Below are 19,358 nucleotides of genomic sequence, written 5' to 3'. Positions count from 1 at the left end.
ATTTTAATTTAAAAATTATGCGTTTACTATTAATTTTCAGTATTATTTTAATTGCTAGTGGTTGCAAATCTGACAAAGTCCTGGAACTCGATAAAATAGAGGGTTTCCCAACAAAAATGATTGGTTGCAGCTGCTATTATGCTGTAAGTGAAGAAGAATTTGCAGCTCAAAAGTTTATTTATCTCGATAAATATGGTGAAGCTCCCGGTATGATAAATGTTGCAGGTGATCTTATTGCTGTAGATCCGGAAAATAAAGATTTAAAAAATTATCAGATACAAATTGAAGTTGAAAAAGAGGTTCAATTAGATCAAGAACTATTTCACAAAGAAGGTATTCTTACGGTAACCGCTCCCGATGGTGCAGTATTTACAACACCAATATATGGAGAATGTGGATGTTAAAACTAAACTATGAATAATCTAAAGAAAGAAGAAGTTTGGTTAAGAGGTCCTATTGATAATATATCAACTTATCTACAACCGGCGGCACACGCTTTGAGGCAGACTGGAGAAGATTTGAATTATTGGTTATCTGATTTTACAGATAATCAATTATGGTTAAAGCCTGCCGGCAGAGCTAGTATTGCATTTCATCTTCAACATATAACCGGTGTTTTAGATCGAATGATGACCTATGCTTAAGATTTAAAACTGAATGATACACAATTTGAATATCTAAAAAATGAAGGTGTCGAGAACAGCTCCCTTTCTATAACAATACTCCTTGAGCAATATCACGAAAAACTGCACGAAGTATTGAACTACTTCAAAACATTAGACGACAAAATCTTAATTGAAAAACGTTTTGTAGGCCGTAAAAAATTACCGTCAACAGTTATAGGTTTATTATTTCATGCCGCAGAACATAGTCAAAGACATTTAGGACAACTTTTGGTAACGTGTAGCATTCTCAAGAATAATTCTGCTTATTAAGTAATAGTAGCTTATTATTTAAGATTTGTTTAATTTATAACACATAAACTAAAGCCTATAATTCATTGAGAGAATCTGCAGCAAATTATACTTCTGTTCAAGAAATAGAGCGAATACACAAAATCCAGCAAAATTATTTTCAGACTAAAGAAACTTATTCTATCACATATAGATACAAAATGCTACTTGCGTTAAAAAAATCTGTACTTGAAAAGGAAAATGCTATTTGTGAAGCTCTATATGCAGATTTTAAAAAACCTTTTTTTGAAAGCGAGCTTACTGAATTTTTGATTGTAGTTAAGGAGATCAACAGAACTATAAAGAATCTTAAAAAATGGACAAAACCTAAAAGTGTTTCATCTGGTATTTTGAACTTTCCATCAAGCTCTAAAATTATTTTTGAACCCTATGGTAATGCATTAATAATAGGTCCGTGGAATTATCCTTTCCAGTTAATTATGGCTCCATTGATTGCTGCTATAGCGGCCGGAAACACGATTGTGCTTAAGCCCAGCGAACTTACCCCTCACACGTCGCAGCTTGTAGCTCAAATTATCTCGGAGCTATTTGATCCTAAATTCATTGCAGTTGTACAAGGCGATGTTGAGCAGTCACAAAAATTACTGAGTTTAAAATGGGATTATATATTCTTTACAGGTAGTCCTAAAGTTGGTCAAATTGTATATGAGGCTGCTTCAAAGTTTCTTACACCAGTAACCTTAGAATTAGGAGGTAAAAATCCCTGTATTGTAGATGAGACTGCTCTATTAAAACTTACAGCTAAGCGTATTGTTTGGGGTAAGTTTGTTAATGCCGGTCAAACGTGTATTGCACCTGATTATTTGCTCGTCAATCATCAAATAAAAAGCGAACTCATAACCTATCTTATTGAAGAAATAGAAAATGCATATGGTAAAGATGTATTTGTATCACCAGATTATCCACGTATCGTAAACCAATCTAATTTTGAAAGGCTTCAGCGTCTCATCTTAAAAGATCACATTGTTTATGGAGGAACGTGCAATCTCAATGACTTGTACATTTCTCCTACACTATTAGATCTTTCCGATCTCAATTCTTCTACTAAATTAGAGCAGCTTCCTGAGGTTATGCAAGACGAAATTTTTGGACCTATTCTTCCTATAATTTCCTATAGCGATCACGAAGAATTAGATTATTGGGTGCAAAAATTTGACAAACCTCTGGCACTCTATTTATTTTCTAAAAGTAAGAAGATGATTGATAAAATAAGTATTGATTATGCTTTTGGCGGTGGTGCTATTAATGATGTTATTGTGCAGTTTACAAATCATCACCTACCCTTTGGTGGAGTTGGTAAAAGTGGTATAGGTTCCTACCATGGAGAAAAATCATTTAAAACCTTCTCTCACAAAAAATCAATAGTTCACCGTGGAACTTGGATAGATATTCCTACGCGCTACGCGCCATATCAAGGAAAAATAAAATGGATAAAGAAGCTGGTCGGCTGGCTTTAATTTTTTACAATTTTATTTTTTAAAGCATACAGGACAAGCCCTATTCTACTTCTAACCTCTAGTTTTTTAAACAACGTATCTCGATAATTGTCTATTGTTTTAGGACTTAAACACATATCACTGGCAATCTCTTTGTACGTTTTATCAGAACAAGCCAGCTCCATAAATTCTAATTCGCGATCAGAAAAATTCATTTGGGAATATGCATCTTCTTTTCGAGAAAAGCCCCTGAGTAGTGCCGAAGTAACATTATCTGTGTAATAATGTCCTTTTTCTGCCACTTCAATAAGGGCAAGCTTTAAAGTATCGGGGTGTATGTCCTTTAATAAATAACCTTTACTACCAAATTTGAGCATTTTAATTATTGTTTCCTCATCATCATCCATTGATAACGCTATGGTTTTAATTTGGGCTCTATGCTCATTTAACCAGTTAATGGTTTCAAAACCATTCATTATGGGCATATTAATATCCAGTAAAATAATATGAGGATCCTGGTCTATAGTTTCTAATTTATTTATAAGATCACTCCCATTACGTGCTATAAAAGCTACTGAAAATCCATCAAAGCTATTAATCAATCCTTGAAGAGATTGTGCAAATAACATATGGTCATCAACGACCCCTACAATGCAGTCATCCATAAAATAAGAACTTAAGTTGTGTTTTAGAGTGTTCTAAATTTAGTCAAATTAAATGAATATTAATTTTTAGAATAATTAAGGAAATAATTTTTCGTTTTAGAAATTTAAAATCTAAATAAAAAATTATAGTGGATGTTCTAACTTTTTACGATTTGCTCTGATAAAAGCGATTCCAAAACAACCATACAAAATGCTATGTATGAGAAATAGTACTACACTTAAAATAACCGGACTTTCGGTTGATAAAATAAGAGATGTTATATAAAATGCAAAATAAGTTGCACAATAGACTAATACCCCGAAAGACACCCAAAAATAAGGGGAGCGTGTTATATTTAGCACTACATTACGCTTTAGCATCTCAATAAAATAAAATACCACAGCGATAATTAGCAAAAATGTACCCAGTAAAAACGAGTAACTCATAAAGATCTGCTGAAACCCTTCAAGTAGAAAAATATCGTAGATCCAAAATACTATAAAGATGATGAGGAGAATACTTAGAATTCTTTTGCGATATGTATTTGTCAATAAGGATTTATACCACAATAGAAAAAAAGCAAAATATATTAATGTATTAATAGCGTGATACACTGTAACATTAATTAAATAAGCTTTAAAAATTTTTAAAAGCAGAATATTTAAAACAACATAAGCTAAAAAAACAGGATAAACTTAAATTCAAAGTTTCTAAATTCTTTGTACCGTATTAAACCTATAATAAGCGTAATAATCTCAAGATAATATGAATATGAGCCAAGTGCATCCATACGAAGTATCTAGTAATTAGCTGACGGAGGATTACGTGGATGCCCCATATTCAAAGGAGCGATTTCTAAATCATCACCTCCCTCAAGAGGTGCAAGATTAATTAAAATTGTTCCTTCTTTTTTTGCAGTTGTACCTGTAGGAACGATGAATAGAGTTGCAGAGCCCGCTCGCTTATGATCTCCATAATTTTTAGGATATGCACCTTGATAAATTCTAAAACCTTTTACACGCATTCCTTTTTCTTCTGCTTGGAATTTTGCGTAGGCTATATAAGCTTCTAACTCCTCAACAGACCACCAACTAGATCTGCCCTCTTCCCTTCCTAATGCATTTTCTAAAATACCTTGACGGGTTTCTGTATAGGTTCTATCTAGTAGTTTTGCTTCTTCGATAGAAATTACACCTCCGGGAGGTTTTACATAGGAATCTTGGTCGTGACAACTAGTAATAATTGTAATTAAAAACACATAGCAAAGACGATGGTGATGAAAATTAATGTGCATTATTAAAAGTGTTTGAGATCACATCTAAAATATACATTTAAATATCCTCAGAAGGTCAAACGCTATAAATAGGGGGAAATTCCCCGTTGATTTTTAATCACTTAACAAATTCATAAGGAAATCACATTTACTGCCATATGTAATTATTATTGACAATACGACTTAAAGAGGATCTAACTATTAATGCGGATCGTATTCAACCATTTTGAAAGTAATAAACTCTCCTGGCTTCTTCTGTGCAATTTTACATAGACCTTTTTCTAGAATTTGTAAAATTCGAGGATAGCCACCTGTTACTTGACAATCACGCATTAAAACAATTAAAGATCCGCTAGGTGTTAACTGCACGGTACCCGGAAGTACCGGTCCTGTAATTATTCCTTGTAGTTCATTTGAAAAGGGTTCTCTTAAAGGAATAGCCATTCTATTGCCTTCAGGCATCAATGAAAATTTCGTATTTAAAATAAGATTTTGTTGCTCTAAAGATAACTTTACAAATTCGGGTCCCTTAAAAACAGGTATTTCAGTTTCCCACAACTGTTCGTTTTCAATTTTAATACGAGCTCCGGCGTTGCCTGAAGTTGTAGATACTGTTTCTATATTCAAAACATCTCCTTTTTGCAAACGTGTTTGCTCTGTTATACCTTGATATTGACTGCGGCTTCCCAAAACAACAGGGATTTTAAAACCATTTTGTACCGCGAGATATGCTCTAAATCCCTTTTTTATAGACTTAAATACTAATTTAGAATTTCTAGATACTACGTATGCCTTTCCATTTACAATAGCTTTGTCATCTAATAGCATTTCAAATTCTGCTCCACAAATGCATATTTGAGTTTCACTTTCAAATTGTAATATAGGGCCGGTCATTGTAATTTCTAACACGGCATCATTTCTATCGTTATTGAGCAAAAGATTTGCTTGCGTTGCTGAAAAGCTATCCATTGCTCCACTTACAGGTACTCCAAAATGTGTAAATTGATTTCTCCCCAAATCTTGAATTGTACTAAAGAAACCCGGCTGAATGATATGGATATTAGACATCTGTTTCCGGTTTTAATTGGAAAGTTCCCTGAGCTATATCATTTGTAATGAGCTGGTGTTCCTTTGAAGTTATTTCATAAAATTTAATACGGTCTCCAGCTTCAAAAGGAGACGGTTTTGTTTTGTTTTTATCAAATAAATTTACCGGGGAATTGCCAATAATTTGCCATCCTGCAGGACTACTAGTTGGGTAAATTCCGGTTTGATTTTCAGCAATACCAACAGCCCCTTTTAAAATAGATTTTCGAGGGTGTATTTTTCGTGGATAAGCTAACGTTTCAGGCATACCGCCCAAGTATAAAAATCCGGGTAAAAAACCCATAAAATAAAGAGTGTAATCTGCAGCAGTATGTAGGTTGATAATCTCATTAACTTCCAAACTTTTTTGAGTAGCTAGAAACTCTAAATCAAGTCCAAATTCAAGATCATAACATACCGGAATATGATAAGAATTTCCAGAATTTCTTAGTGGTTTAATCGTAGAAAAATCAAGTGTTTTCAAGTATGATAAATCATCATAGATACAATCTATAGAGCTCCTGTAAAATACTAGTAATGAATTATATGTGTTGTTTATATAAATATTTCGTTTAATATAAAAATCATCTAAATATTTTTTAAAACTTAATATAAAATGTAAATTTTCTGAAGTAATTTTAAAATCCCATTGTAGTAAAATAGCCCGTTCTCCATATCTAATAATTTGCGGTTTCAAATTCATTTTAAAGCTTTAATTTCTATTCCTGAATTTAGGAGATTATGATTTAAATCTTTTAAAATTTGAACTGCCTTTGGGGTATCTCCGTGAACACAAATTGTATCAATATTTACATTCAGAATAGTGTCTGATATGGTTTTAATTTCATTGCGATTTACCATCCCAAAAACGTGCTCAAAAATTCTATTTAAATCGGTTAGAACAGCATCATTTTTTGATCTTGAAACCAGACTCCCATCCTTCTCATAATTACGATCTGCAAAACCTTCATAGATCAATTTTACACGTCCGTCTGCTAAGTTGCCAATTGCAGAATTAAATGGAACATAAATGGGTATTTCCGGATAATACTCTTCAATTAATCTGGTGATAAATTGTGCATAATCTTCATTTGAAGCACTCAGATTATATAAGGCACCGTGAAATTTTATATGGTGAAGTTTTATATTAAATCTATGACAAGATTCTTTTACTAGATCAATTTGTTTAAGAATTGAATTTTTCAGTTCTTCAAAGGAAATTTTTATAGCGGTTCTGCCAAAATTCTCTCGATCGGGAAAAGACGGGTGCGCCCCTACTTCAACATTATATTTAGTTGCTAAAGTGATTACCGAGTTTATTGTTTCTAAATCTCCTGCATGTCCACCGCAAGCTAAATTACACGAACTAATTAAAGGCATTAATTCACGCTCGTTACCTACACCTTCTCCCAGATCACAATTAAGATCTATAAATTGCCTTTGTTGTGTCATAAAATTCCTAATACGCTTAAAATTGCGCGAACACCCAGTATGAGAGTAATCGCTAATATTATTAAACTTATACCATTTTTTACTTTTGAATTTCTATAAATACCTAGTAAATCTTCCTGATTAGCAAGCCATATTAATATACCTGCAATTACCGGAAGTAAAATTCCATTCGCTATTTGTGCAAACTGTATTATTTGTATGGGTTTAATGCCAAAAGTCGCCAATAAAACCCCAATAATTAATATCGACATCCATATCAACCTAAAATTTCGAGACTTTAATCCGTTGCCAAGATTTAGGCAACCCTGAGCTACATAAGCCGCAGCTAGCGGCGCGGTAATAGCTGAAGTAATACCAGCAGCAAATAATCCTAAACCTATGCAGTAGCGTGCTGCACTACCATAAAGTGGTTCTAAACTTTGAGCAAGACCAGCAGCACTATCTATATTTTCTCCACTTAAAGAACTAGCTGCAATAATTACACACATAGACACAAGTCCACCTAAGATAACAGCAACAATAGTATCCTTTCGTGCCGCAGGCAAATCAGCTTTATTTTTCCATTTTTGATTAACAAGAGATGCGTGTAAAAATAAATTGTAAGGTACTACTGTAGTTCCTACAAGTGCCACTATCATCAAAATACTATCTTTAGGAAACGAAGGAATGAAACTGCTTTTCAATAAACCTAATACATCCGGCTTGGTTAAAATAGCAGTTATTACAAACGATAAACTCATTAAAATCACCAGTACCAGAAAAACCTTTTCTAAAACTTTATAGTTTCCTATATACAATAGCACAAAAGCAATACCTCCTATCAATAAACTATACAGGTTAATTGAAACAGCTCCTATAGAGTATATTCCGCTACTTCCCAGAGCTTGTAATCCTAGAACACCACCGCTTATATTACCACCTTCATATGCAGCATTACCTATTACAATGGCTGCGAGAACTAAACCCAAAATGAATTTTCGCAACATACCTTCTGGTAACTGTGTACGTAAAACTTGTGACAAACCTTTTTGAGAAACAAGTCCTATACGCGCAGCCGTTTCTTGTAAAACGATGGTGGCTATTATAGACAATGTCATTGCCCATAGTAAGGTATACCCATATTTAATACCTGCAAGTGTACAAACGGTAACCGTACCGGGACCTATAAAGGCCGCTGCAATTAATGCCCCCGGTCCTATATTTTTAAATGGATTACGCATAGAGTAAATGTAAATTTTAAATATAAAAATAATGTTGCGTTACCAGATGGTATTGTTACTTAAATACGCTGAGTTCCTAAAATGTAACTCTAATTAAAATACTAATTTAGAGTTCTAATGAATTAAATAGTAGGTTATGAATACTAAAGACCAGGATGTTGTTAATCATAAACTGAATTTAAATTACAAAACAGATAATGGCATCTGGCTTCATAAAGGCAAAACCTTACGTAAGATTGTAGGCACTGCCGGTATGTTACTCCCTATTCTGCTCCTCGCAGTTTCACTTACCTTTTTTGAACTTAATGGTCCGTTAGAATCTATCAGTCATTATTACTATACGCGCGCTACTCCACTATTTATAGGCATTGTAAGTCTTATAGGTATTTTCTTAATCGTTTATAGCGGTGAAGAGCCTATAGATTTCTGGATTTCAAACACTGCAGGCGTAGCTGCTCTGTTTGTAGTTTTTTTTCCGACGAGTAATTTAGGAACAGGATGCTGTGACTCCAGCATTCCTTATGCAGTGACTTATATTGAAGATCGCTATGAATACTGGCGTGCACTCGTACATTATATTTCAGCCGCTTTGTTTTTAATGGCCTTGGCATTTATGTCGCTATTTTTGTTTGTTAAGTCTAATATTCCGAAAGGAAAGAGAAGTCCAGAAAAGATAAAACGGAATCGCGTTTATCGTGTTTGTGGCATTATAATGCTTATTGCTTTATGTGTAATTTTCTTAGGTCTTTTAAATATCATACCCCGTGAAAGCTATGATCGATTAAATCTAACATTCTGGATGGAAGCATTAGCGGTAGAGTGTTTGGGATTTAGTTGGTTAGTTAAAGGCGAAGCATTGATGCAAGACTAGTAATTTTTTAAAAAATCAGATTCTTTTAAGTAGTACTTTTCATGTGGACTATTAAACTGAAATATGCGAATAAAATTAATTTTAGCTTCTATACTTTTTCTAGCTATGCTTAGCGCGTGTGATTCCGAATCAAATACAGAAGAAGATATCCCAGAGCAGTTACCTGCTTTACGTGTTCAAATAACCACAAATACCGCTACTCCTTTTGTTGACTATGTTTTAGAAGCTACTATTAGCACTTCAAACCCAATTAAAGAAATTGAAGTTACAGATAATGGCGGGTTATCATACACTACAAAGGTTTCCTCTACCGGTGATGATTTGGGAACAACTTTAGATTTGTTTTTTATGTATCCTACTTTAGGCGCCTATAAGTTAGAATTTCTAGTTACAGATATTTATAATCAGAAAGTGCCTTTTAGTGAAACAATTACGGTTACTCGCGGAAATGCAGTACGTATAATTTCTGCGGAAGTCATCTCGTTCTACAACAAAGATCAAACCTGGGATCCAGAATTTAATGCAAATGACTCCAACCGACTGGCAGATGTGAAAATTGCATTTTCAAAATCGAAATTGGTAGAGCGTTTTGATACACCTTCGTTTGAATTTGATACGTGGTATATTTCTGAAACACGTGAAAATCAAACTGATTTATTTTTTGATTTTTCTTCTGAAGATCTGTATATAGACTTAGCCAAAGAAGTGCGTATAACTCTGAGAGATGATGACGGAAAAAATATAGGACAGTCTTTAATGCTTGACACTCCTGATTATCGTATCCTTGACTTTAAAGAATATAACACAAGAAGACCTACAAAAATTACACTTAGGGATGCTGCTATAAATTTTGAAATGAAATTTATAGTTGAGTGGCCACAGGGATAAAAAAAACCCGCTAAACATAAGTTTAGCGGGTTTTTAAAAGTTAAACTGTTTTATTTTTTAATCTCTTTTAGTTTTACTTCTTTACCATCTTTATCTAGCAATACAACCTCATCGAAGCCCATATTTTTAAACTGTTGGTATTGAGTTGCAGCATCACCTACAACTAAATACGCCATTTTAGACTCGTCCAAATATTTATTAGCTAAGGCTTTGTGTTGTTCTAGTGTCATATTATTAATCGTAGCCTCTTCTTTTTCGATATAATTTGCATCTAAACCATAAGCACTACGTTCTTGAAGCATTCCTAATAATGAACCCTGAGTTTCAAAACGACGTGCGTTAGATTTGATAAGTGCATTTTTGGTAAAAGCTAAATCCTCTTCAGAAATTCCCGCCTTATAGTTGGCAATCTCATCTTTAAAAATACTCACAGACTCACCAGTTGTATTCGTACGTACACTTGAAGAAGCTGTAAAAGTTCCCGGTATTTTAGTTCCGCTAAAACCAGAGCGTGCACCATAGGTATATCCCTTTTCTTCCCGGAGTACTAAATTTACATTACCAGAAAAAGAACCTCCTAACTTATAGTTCATCACCTCAGCAGCGTAAAAATCCTTATCGGTACGCGGCATAGCAATGTATCCTATATTAATAACAGACTGCTTAGCATTAGGAACATCTACAAAATACAATGATGTTTTATCTCTATTGTTAGCTACAGGAAATTCTGGAATCTTAACGTCTTTAGCTTTCCAGTTTTCTTTAAATCCTTCTAACGCCGCTAGAGCCTTATTTTCTGAAACGTCTCCCACAACGTGAAATTTACTTACAGAAGGTGAAAAGTAATTTTCATAATAAGCTTTCAAATCTTCCATTGTGATAGCTTCTACAGACTCTATGGTACCAGATGTAGATTGCGCTAAAGGATGTTCTTCACCATACAGCATTTTGTTATAAACGCGGTTAGCAATAACTTCAGGATTAGCATCAGAACGCTTTATACCATTAATAGTGCTTGTTTTTAAACGTGCAAATTCTTTCTCATCCCATCGGGGCTCTAAAATGATTTCCTGTACAAGCTCCATCGTTTTATCGAAGTTACGGGCTAGTGTATTTCCTCTAATCACAATAGACTCATTTGTTGTGTACATATAAATACTAGCTCCTAATCGGTCAATGGCTTCTTCAAGTTCTAACGGAGTTTTTGAAGCGGTACCTTCCATAAGGATATCACTCATTAAGTTAGCTACTCCATTCTTACTTAAATCATCAAGTAAGTGACCGCCATCCATTACAAGACTGAAATTCACAAGAGGTAGTTCGTTTTGTACAATTCCATATACCTGCATCTGGTTAGGTAGTTTTGCCGTCCAAGAATCCGGAATATTTAATTTTGGAGTTTCACCCATTGCCGGAGGAACAGAACGATCAAACTTAGATGGAGTTTTCTCTATTTCCTTCTTATTTTCTACTATTTCTGTTTGAACATTTTCAGTGATTTCTTCTTCAACAATTTCTGCTTTTTCCGAATTTTCAGCTATAAGATCTAACTGTCCCTTAGGAACAAAACTGGTTAATATAAATGGCTTTCCTTTTATATACTTCTCATATACGCGCATCACATCTGCAGCCGATACATTTTTTATATTTTGAATATCCTTTTCTATAAAATCAGGATCTCCAGCAAATACATCATATTGAGCAAGCTGAAAGGACTTTCCTAAAACGCTGCTAATACCGTTATAGAACTCGGTTTCCTGCCCCGCTTTTATACGCTCAATATCGCTTTCTTTAACTCCTTCTTTTTCAAACAGAGCAAAGGCTTTAGTAATACCTGTTTCTACACTATCGAGATCAACTCCGGAATTTGCAGTAACTGAAATTCTAAATTTTCCGGCAATTTGATCTGCACTATTCCAGGCATAAGGTTGAGAAGTAAGATTCATATCTTCTACTAGAACTCGATACAGCGGCGCATTTTTTCCGTCAGAAAGAATTTCACCTAAAAAATCTAATGCATAGGCATCGTCTGTGTAAAATTCTACTGCAGGCCATACCATATTTAATTGAGGCGCAGTTGCAAAATTATCTTCGTGATACAAGCGCTTAGTTGCATCAAGGGTTACATTTTGAACTGCTAATGGCTCAACTTCCTGACGTTTCTTTATTTCACCAAAATATTTCTCAACAAGTTTTTTTGTTTTAGCATCATCAAAATCTCCTGCTATTACTAGCGTCGCATTATTAGGACCATAATATTTGTCATAAAATTCTTTAACATCTGCCACTGTTGCATTTTGAAGATCTTCAAGTTCTCCAATTACTTGCCAGCTATACGGATGCCCGTCTGGAAATAAATTTTTATCTATCACCCAACTTGTATGACCATATGGATTGTTGTCTACACGCTGGCGTTTTTCATTTTGAACCACCTCTTGCTGATTTGCAAAAGCTGACTCGGTCACGGTGTTAATTAAGAATCCCATACGGTCAGACTCAAGCCATAATACAGTCTCCAGAGCATTGTTAGGAACAACTTCATAATAAACTGTACCATCCTGCCAGGTTCCACCATTAAGCGTACCTCCCACATCCTGTATCGTTTTAAAGAATTGATCCTGCGGAACATTTTCTGATTCTTGAAATAGCATATGCTCAAATAAATGAGCAAATCCTGTACGTCCTTTTTTCTCCCGATTAGAACCTACACCATATTGAATAGCAACAGACACTATAGGATCACTCGTGTCTTTGTGTAAAACAACATTTAAGCCATTTTCTAATTCGTACTTTTCATAATCGATTGAGAGATTTGCCTCTGCAATATCTTCGCTTTTCTCTGCTTTGTCATCACAGGAAACGAATGATACTACAAACAAAGATAGCATAAGAGCCATCGGTGTCCATTTTGTTTTGATCATTGAATTTGATTTTTTGATTAATAAGAACAATAAATACGTTCGGTATTTATTTATAAATGACGCATTTAGAACAACTAAGTTACAAAAGTGCTAAAGTATATGTAATAAAAAGTTAAAAATGATAAATATAATTTAATGGGCTAGCCCAACCAGCCTTCCCTATCTAAACTTCTATATTGAATGGCTTCACTAATATGATGACTTTCGATAGTGGCAGAATCTTCTAGATCTGCTATGGTTCTGGAAACCTTTAATATACGATCATACGCTCTGGCAGATAAATTGAGTTTTTCCATAGCTGTTTTTAAAAGATTCTTCGAATTTTCATCCAGAGCGCAATGTGTACGTATTTGCTTCACATTCATTTGCGCGTTGTAATGAACACTGGTGTTTTCTTTAAAGCGTTCTGTTTGATATGCGCGGGCTTTAGTTACCCGCTCCCTAATTGAAACGCTGCTTTCGGCCTTTCGTTCATCAGACAATTTATCAAATGGTACGGGTGTGACTTCTATGTGAATATCTATACGGTCTAAAAGAGGACCACTTACCTTACTTAGATAACGTTGCATTTCGGCTGGAGTACTGGATACTGGTGCATTAGGATCGTTAAAATATCCTCCCGGACTGGGATTCATACTTGCTACAAGCATAAAGCTACTGGGATAGGTAACTGTAAATTTTGCACGCGAAATGGTAACCTCGCGGTCTTCTAATGGTTGGCGCATAACCTCAAGTACAGTGCGCTTAAACTCTGGCAATTCATCTAAAAATAGAACTCCGTTATGCGATAGGGAAATTTCTCCCGGTTGTGGATATGCTCCACCCCCTACTAAAGCAACATCAGATATGGTGTGATGCGGACTTCTAAAAGGTCGTTGAGCCATTAGACCTACGTGTTCTCGCATTCTGCCTGAAACACTGTGTATTTTTGTTGTTTCAAGTGCTTCTCGTAGTGTCATAGGTGGCAATATGGAAGGTAATCTTTTTGCAAGCATTGTCTTACCGGCTCCCGGCGGACCTATTAAAATTATATTATGACCTCCAGCAGCTGCAATTTCCATACAACGCTTTATAGACTCCTGCCCTTTAACATCAGCGAAATCAAAATCGGGATGCTCTAAGGCATTAAAAAATTCATTCCGCGTATCTACATAGGTTCGCTCGAGTTCTGCACCATTATCAAAGTGATCAATTACCTGTGAAATTGAATCTATACCATATACTTCTATGTCTTTTACTATTCCTGCCTCACGAGCATTTTGACTGGGTAGTAAGAATTTTTTAAACCCTTCTTCCTGCGCTTTTATTGCTATTGGTAAGGCGCCTCGAATAGGCTGTAAACTACCATCCAGAGAGAGTTCGCCCATTATAATATATTCATCCAGATTTTCGGCGTTAATTTGTCCGCTGGCAGCTAAAATCCCTATTGCTAACGTAAGATCATATGCACTACCCTCCTTACGCATATCTGCCGGTGCCATATTAAGCGTAATTTTCTTTCCCGGAATTTTGAAATTATTGTTTTGAAGGGCTGCTGCTATACGGTAGTTACTTTCTTTTATTGCATTATCTGGAAGTCCCACAAGATGATACCCTATCCCTTTATCAATATTTACCTCAACAGTAATTGTAGTGGCTTCAACGCCAAAAACGGCCGAACCGTAAACTTTAGTTAACATAATTTTAAGTTAGATTTCTAAAAATAAACTTTTATTAGAAACTTAACCCTTGATAATGAGATTTATAGCGATTATTTCATTCTATCAAAAATAGCGCTTGCCCATCGACTTACCGGTTTGCCAAAACACTCAATAAGATCATCTACCCCAATAACACTACTTTTAGCTAATCTTCCCAAAAAAGCTATATGCTCAATTATTTCACCAGTTTCCCGGTAAAGCCTGCCATCTTTCAAAGTATGTAAACCCAATTTATGTCCAACAGGGCTTACGTGAAGATTGGCTAATAAACTTGTGATTATTTTGCTAGTAACGGCGGTTAACTGCGGAGGATCTACTACAGAATTTACCAGTGTATCTGCAATGCAGCTTTTGTTATTTTTGTATAATTCCCAACCATCAGGATGTAACTTTATTTTAGGATCTAACACATAATTTAAATCTAAAACTCCGGCTTTGTGCACTGCAATTAGTTGCTGCAAACTTAACACAGGCGGTCCATAAGAATATCGCTTACTGGCTTCAATAAGTTGTACAATTTCTACCAAAATTTTCTCATTGACATTGAGATAGGTGTAGTCTTTATAGATTACTCCTAAAACATAACGCCACACTTGTCCTAGACAATAATCTAAACTAATCTCTTGGTTGCCAACTGCCATATTGACCAAGAGTTGCATTTGTTCTGATGCTGGTAAGGTTAAATCAGTTATGAGTATATGTGATAATTGGAAATTTTTTATAAGATCTCTAGAAAGCGTTTGTAGTGAAATTTTCTCAGAATTATCTTGACGTGCTTTATCCCCAAGTCTTCTGTAAACAGAACTATTAAGAGTGGCAAGAGCATGTATAAAGAATGCTGCATCTTTTAGATTTTGCTTTTCCTTTAAGGCGGTATCTAAGGAATTACGGAAAGCTTTATATTCATTTTCTGTTGGTTTGAACCAATTATCTATTTCAGCAGTTAAAGGTTTTGGAACCGGCGGTAAACCATCTAGTGAAAATACCAGAATTTTCTTCGGACCTTTTTCTGACGGTATATATCTTAACTCAGAATCAAAATCTTCTACAAACTCACCACCAAAACCTATTGTTAATGCACGCAATTGGTCAATCATTGTAAGACCAAAACCTCTTAATGCAATAATCGAATTTGTATCTATTGCTGATGTTTCTAATGCTCCTACCGGATAAGGATCTTCAAATAACTTTAAACTTTTATTTTCTGATGCATGCTTTTTCCATTTTTCTAACTGATTTGTCAATTGGGTGTTCTGGTGCCCCACAGTTAGCACAACTTCATCAACGATATAAACGCAATTTTTAACGTCTATAATCTTACATTGATTTTCAAAGGGGCTCACCTTAACAACTTTTTGCTTGATATGAGTAAGACTTCCGGTTAAAAGTAAGCTCCTTTTAATAGACTCAAAGCGCTCATAAAGATACAAACCTAATGTTGCGCGGGGCGGAAAAAAATCTATTTTAGATTCATTAATTTGAGTTTCAGATTGACTCCACTCCGCATAAGATGGAAACCCCGGAATGTAAATTCCGTTATAATCAATTTCTTTTCTACCGGTTAAACTTGAGAATAAATGGCGTTCACTTACATTAGATAGGTTTGTAATAACCTGGTCAGGATTCCATATAGGACCTGCACCGGGAAATTTGAAATCTTCAAATAGGCGTACCTGTATAGATACACTTGATTTATATTCTTCTTTCGCTAAAAATAATGCCTCTAAAGCAGCCAAACCTCTGGGACCAACTCCTACTACTGCGACCTCCAGCGTTTTTGACATAATAGATTATTAGTACAATCTAACTTTGAATAACTTTAAAAATAAATGATTGTAGGGGTTTTATATCTACTCTCAACTCCGCTTTTCCCTCATAAACATTTAATTCTCCTTCTTGGTTACCATACAACTGATCAATAACCTGGTATTTTCCATTAGAGAGGTGCCATTTTTTTATTATTGATTCTGGAAGTTGCAATTCGAATCCAAATGTGTCTTGCGCATCAAAATTGGTTACAACTATTAATTTTTCAGTATCAGACCAGCGAACAAATGAATAAACTTTATCATTATACCACTCTGTATTTTGTCTATTATGTGCGTGAATATCTGCATACTCACCGGTAATTGCAGAATTCTGGGTACTGAAATTCAGTAAACGCTTGTAAAAATCACGTAATTCAAGTTCTGACGTTGAAGATTTTCCTCCATCAAACTTTTTGTCATTTACCCAACGTACAACAGAAGGAACACTACCATAATCAAAAATTGAAGTGCGCGAAGGATCGCCAAAACCCAGATCTTCTGATGCCGGTTCACCCAGTTCCTGACCAAAGTAAATCATAGTAGGTGAACTGGATAATAATGTAGAAACGACCATTGCCGGTTTTCCTTTCTCTGCATTTCCTGCAAACTCCGGACTTGCAATACGTTGCTCATCGTGATTTTCTAAGAAATGAAGCATATTTACAGCAATGTCCTTCTGATGCTCTACAATTGGTGCAATATGGTCTGTGCTTCCGTGACCTTGCATTATATTTTTTATGGTATCATATAGCTCTACTTTATCATATAAATAATCCATTTTTCCTTTAAAAATATACTCTCTATATAATGATGGATTATAAACTTCAGCCAGAAGAAATGCATCGGGATTTTTGATTTTTATAGCAGAGTTCATATAACTCCAGAATTCCACAGGAACCATTTCAGCCATATCAAATCGAAATCCGTCTACTCCTTTATTTGTCCAGAAAAGTGCTATATCCTTAAATTTAACCCAACTTGCAGGCACTTCTTTTCCGGTCCAGAACTCCTGATGTTCTTTAATTTCCCATTGTGCAGACTCCTGAGGTAAGGGTTCAAAATCAATTCCACCATCTGGCCATACACCATAATTAATTTTTACAGTTTCGTACCAGTCATTTTGATTAGGTTGAGCATTTCTACTGCCATTGCCTGTCCATTTTGCAGGAGATTCTTTAAATGTATTATCTAACGCATCAGATAATTCACCACCTAAAGGAAGGTATCCATTTTGCCATTCTGGAATTTTGAATTCGGTGTTAGGTATATAATAGAAATCATTATCTCGTTTATAATCGACTGAGGTATCGTCATTTTTTCCGAAGGGAATTAATCCCTCTGGAGTATTCAAACTTTCATATTTACGAGCCACGTGATTAGGCACAATATCAATTATAACCTTTAGACCAGCATCGTGAGAACGTTTAATAAGCGCTTCAAACTCCTGCATTCTTTTTGCGGGATCATTGGCCATATCAGGATCTACTTGATAATAATCTTTCACTGCATAGGGCGAACCGGCACGACCTTTTACAACATCAGGATCATCATTAGAAATACCATAAGCCGTATAATCTGTTATAACTGCATGATGCGGAACTCCCGTATACCAGATGTAAGTAGCACCTAAATCTTTAATTTGTTTTAAGGCTAGACTACTAAAATCATCAAATTTCCCTACTCCGTTTTCGGCTAAAGTACCCCAGGGTTTATTGGTTGTATTTGTATTTCCAAAAAGTCGGGTAAAAACTTGATAAACAACTTCTTTTTTAGGCGTATTTTTTAATTTCATAGCGGTGCTAGATTGTGTATTTCTTCCAGTTTTACAACTTAAAATTAGGCTTAAGATAAGTATAACCAGTCCTGCGTTTCTAATCATTTTAATATAATCTGAATATTTTTTAATAATAGCTACTTACCAAGTCAAACCCATAATTTGATATTTAAGTAGATTCTCTTTCAATGAGTGTGGTTGTAATTACAGTTGTCTTATAATTTTCAGCTTCTTTATCACTTTCTAGACGATCGATAAGCATTTGAGCTGCTGCTTTACCCATCTCATCACCGTGCTGGTTCACCGCAGATATTGTAGGCGCTGCATATTTAAGTAATTTGCCATCAGAAAAGCCTATAATCGCAACGTCTTCGGGTATTTTTTTTCCTTGATTTTGCAAAGCCTTCATAGCTACTACTGCAAAAACGTCATTTACCCCCATAACCGCATCAAATGTCGTTTCTCTAATAAACTTTTCTATCGCTTTATCTGAATCTTCTATATTATTTATAGTCAAAATAAGACGCTCATCAAGTTCTATATCGTGATCTGCCAGTGCTTTTTTGTATCCCTTTTTTCTAAGTGATCCCACACTAATGTAATCTTCCGTAGTGATTAATGCAATACGCTTGCGCCCTTGATTAATTAAATGACTAATTGCGGTATAAGAGCCGCGCATATCATCTACAATCACTTTGTCTGATATTACCTTATCTGTAATCCTATCTATCATAACCAAAGGCATCCCTTGATTTTCAATTTCTATTAAATGATTGTAGTCTTCTTTTAACTGCGTTTCTTTAGATAGTGAAATAATAAATCCGTCCACAATTCCTCCACGTGCAAACATCTCCATACTTAAAACCTCTTTTTCAAAAGATTCATTAGATACACATACCAGTACATTGTATCCATTCTTATGAGCTACCTCTTCCACTCCTTTGAGAACAGTTGTAAAGAAATCATGTACAATTTCTGGTATGAATAAGGCAATATGCTTTGTTCGACTATTTTGAAGACTAACCGCTATATTGTTAGGTTTATAGTTGTATAATTTTGCAAACGCCTGAACTTTTTCTCGGGTATCAAAACCTATTTCATTGCTGTTTTTAAGCGCTTTAGAGACGGTAGATATAGAGACGTCGAGTTCTTTTGCTATGTCTTTAAGTGTAATTTTTCTTTTCATTGTAATAATCTGCACTTCAAATTTGACCCTTTATTTAACTATTTGATAAAATCAAGGGTTTTTAATTGCGAAAAACTTATCAACACGAAAACGTTAGAGTGTGTATAGTTAACACAAAACAATG

The 19,358-nt window shown here is 34.9% G+C and carries 17 protein-coding genes; 5 read left to right on the top strand and 12 right to left on the bottom strand.

Annotation, left to right across the window (positions count from 1 at the left end):
- Positions 1-17: 17 nt before the first annotated feature.
- From DSM00_RS04710 to DSM00_RS04700, 3 genes are all read left to right on the top strand, one after another.
- Positions 18-404, top strand: a complete 387-nt coding sequence (locus DSM00_RS04710) for a hypothetical protein (RefSeq protein ID WP_128756878.1) — start codon at positions 18-20, stop codon at positions 402-404.
- 9 nt (positions 405-413) lie between these two features.
- A complete protein-coding gene (locus DSM00_RS15735) occupies positions 414-644 on the top strand; it encodes a hypothetical protein (protein WP_317127830.1) in 231 nt (76 codons plus the stop codon).
- A gap of 356 nt (positions 645-1,000) precedes the next feature.
- Positions 1,001-2,431 carry an aldehyde dehydrogenase gene (locus DSM00_RS04700; RefSeq protein ID WP_241652355.1) on the top strand — a complete coding sequence of 477 codons (1,431 nt, stop codon included), beginning with the start codon at positions 1,001-1,003 and terminating at the stop codon, positions 2,429-2,431.
- Here DSM00_RS04700 and DSM00_RS04695 read toward each other — a convergent pair.
- The 7 genes from DSM00_RS04695 to DSM00_RS04665 all read right to left on the bottom strand — a co-directional run bounded on the left by DSM00_RS04695 (position 2,428) and on the right by DSM00_RS04665 (position 8,086).
- A complete protein-coding gene (locus DSM00_RS04695; RefSeq protein ID WP_128756877.1) occupies positions 2,428-3,075 on the bottom strand; it encodes a response regulator in 648 nt (215 codons plus the stop codon). The two genes, DSM00_RS04700 and DSM00_RS04695, sit on opposite strands and share 4 nt — an antisense overlap.
- A gap of 123 nt (positions 3,076-3,198) precedes the next feature.
- The gene (locus tag DSM00_RS04690) at positions 3,199-3,501 is read right to left on the bottom strand and encodes a hypothetical protein (RefSeq protein ID WP_128756876.1); all 303 of its coding nucleotides are present in this window, start codon (positions 3,499-3,501) and stop codon (positions 3,199-3,201) included.
- Positions 3,502-3,854: 353 nt separating this feature from the next.
- The gene (locus DSM00_RS04685; RefSeq protein ID WP_128756875.1) at positions 3,855-4,349 is read right to left on the bottom strand and encodes a hypothetical protein; all 495 of its coding nucleotides are present in this window, start codon (positions 4,347-4,349) and stop codon (positions 3,855-3,857) included.
- A 180-nt stretch (positions 4,350-4,529) separates the two neighbouring features.
- Positions 4,530-5,396, bottom strand: coding sequence for a 5-oxoprolinase subunit C family protein (locus tag DSM00_RS04680; protein WP_128756874.1), 867 nt, complete (start codon positions 5,394-5,396; stop codon positions 4,530-4,532).
- The gene (pxpB, locus tag DSM00_RS04675; protein ID WP_128756873.1) at positions 5,389-6,117 is read right to left on the bottom strand and encodes a 5-oxoprolinase subunit PxpB; all 729 of its coding nucleotides are present in this window, start codon (positions 6,115-6,117) and stop codon (positions 5,389-5,391) included. The genes DSM00_RS04680 and pxpB overlap by 8 nt, the downstream gene beginning before the upstream one ends.
- On the bottom strand, positions 6,114-6,866 hold the full coding sequence (gene pxpA, locus DSM00_RS04670; protein WP_128756872.1) for a 5-oxoprolinase subunit PxpA: 753 nt from the start codon (positions 6,864-6,866) through the stop codon (positions 6,114-6,116). The genes pxpB and pxpA overlap by 4 nt, the downstream gene beginning before the upstream one ends.
- Complete coding sequence (locus DSM00_RS04665; RefSeq protein ID WP_128756871.1) at positions 6,863-8,086, bottom strand: Nramp family divalent metal transporter; 1,224 nt, start codon at positions 8,084-8,086, stop codon at positions 6,863-6,865. The genes pxpA and DSM00_RS04665 overlap by 4 nt, the downstream gene beginning before the upstream one ends.
- 136 nt (positions 8,087-8,222) lie before the next feature.
- Here DSM00_RS04665 and DSM00_RS04660 point away from each other — a divergent pair, with 136 nt between their 5' ends.
- Positions 8,223-8,957 (top strand): hypothetical protein, encoded by a 735-nt coding sequence (locus tag DSM00_RS04660; RefSeq protein ID WP_128756870.1) that lies wholly within the window; start codon positions 8,223-8,225, stop codon positions 8,955-8,957.
- Between the two features lie 63 nt (positions 8,958-9,020).
- On the top strand, positions 9,021-9,845 hold the full coding sequence (locus DSM00_RS04655) for a hypothetical protein (RefSeq protein WP_128756869.1): 825 nt from the start codon (positions 9,021-9,023) through the stop codon (positions 9,843-9,845).
- A 50-nt stretch (positions 9,846-9,895) separates the two neighbouring features.
- Here the strand turns inward: DSM00_RS04655 and DSM00_RS04650 are convergent, their stop codons facing one another.
- The 5 genes from DSM00_RS04650 to DSM00_RS04630 all read right to left on the bottom strand — a co-directional run bounded on the left by DSM00_RS04650 (position 9,896) and on the right by DSM00_RS04630 (position 19,234).
- The gene (locus tag DSM00_RS04650) at positions 9,896-12,766 is read right to left on the bottom strand and encodes a M16 family metallopeptidase (protein ID WP_128756868.1); all 2,871 of its coding nucleotides are present in this window, start codon (positions 12,764-12,766) and stop codon (positions 9,896-9,898) included.
- Between the two features lie 140 nt (positions 12,767-12,906).
- Entirely contained in the window at positions 12,907-14,445 is a 1,539-nt protein-coding gene (locus DSM00_RS04645) for a YifB family Mg chelatase-like AAA ATPase (RefSeq protein ID WP_128756867.1), read from the bottom strand.
- Positions 14,446-14,516: 71 nt separating this feature from the next.
- Complete coding sequence (locus tag DSM00_RS04640) at positions 14,517-16,250, bottom strand: FAD/NAD(P)-binding protein (RefSeq protein WP_128756866.1); 1,734 nt, start codon at positions 16,248-16,250, stop codon at positions 14,517-14,519.
- 19 nt (positions 16,251-16,269) lie between these two features.
- Positions 16,270-18,153, bottom strand: coding sequence for an alpha-amylase family glycosyl hydrolase (locus tag DSM00_RS04635; RefSeq protein ID WP_164916298.1), 1,884 nt, complete (start codon positions 18,151-18,153; stop codon positions 16,270-16,272).
- A gap of 64 nt (positions 18,154-18,217) precedes the next feature.
- Positions 18,218-19,234 (bottom strand): LacI family DNA-binding transcriptional regulator, encoded by a 1,017-nt coding sequence (locus DSM00_RS04630; RefSeq protein ID WP_128756865.1) that lies wholly within the window; start codon positions 19,232-19,234, stop codon positions 18,218-18,220.
- Between the last annotated feature and the right edge of the window lie 124 nt (positions 19,235-19,358).

This window comes from Leeuwenhoekiella aequorea, from assembly GCF_004104375.1.
GTDB lineage: Bacteria > Bacteroidota > Bacteroidia > Flavobacteriales > Flavobacteriaceae > Leeuwenhoekiella > Leeuwenhoekiella aequorea.
The sequence above is the reverse complement of the archived record's forward strand: the minus strand, read 5'-3'. Positions and strand labels throughout refer to the sequence as shown.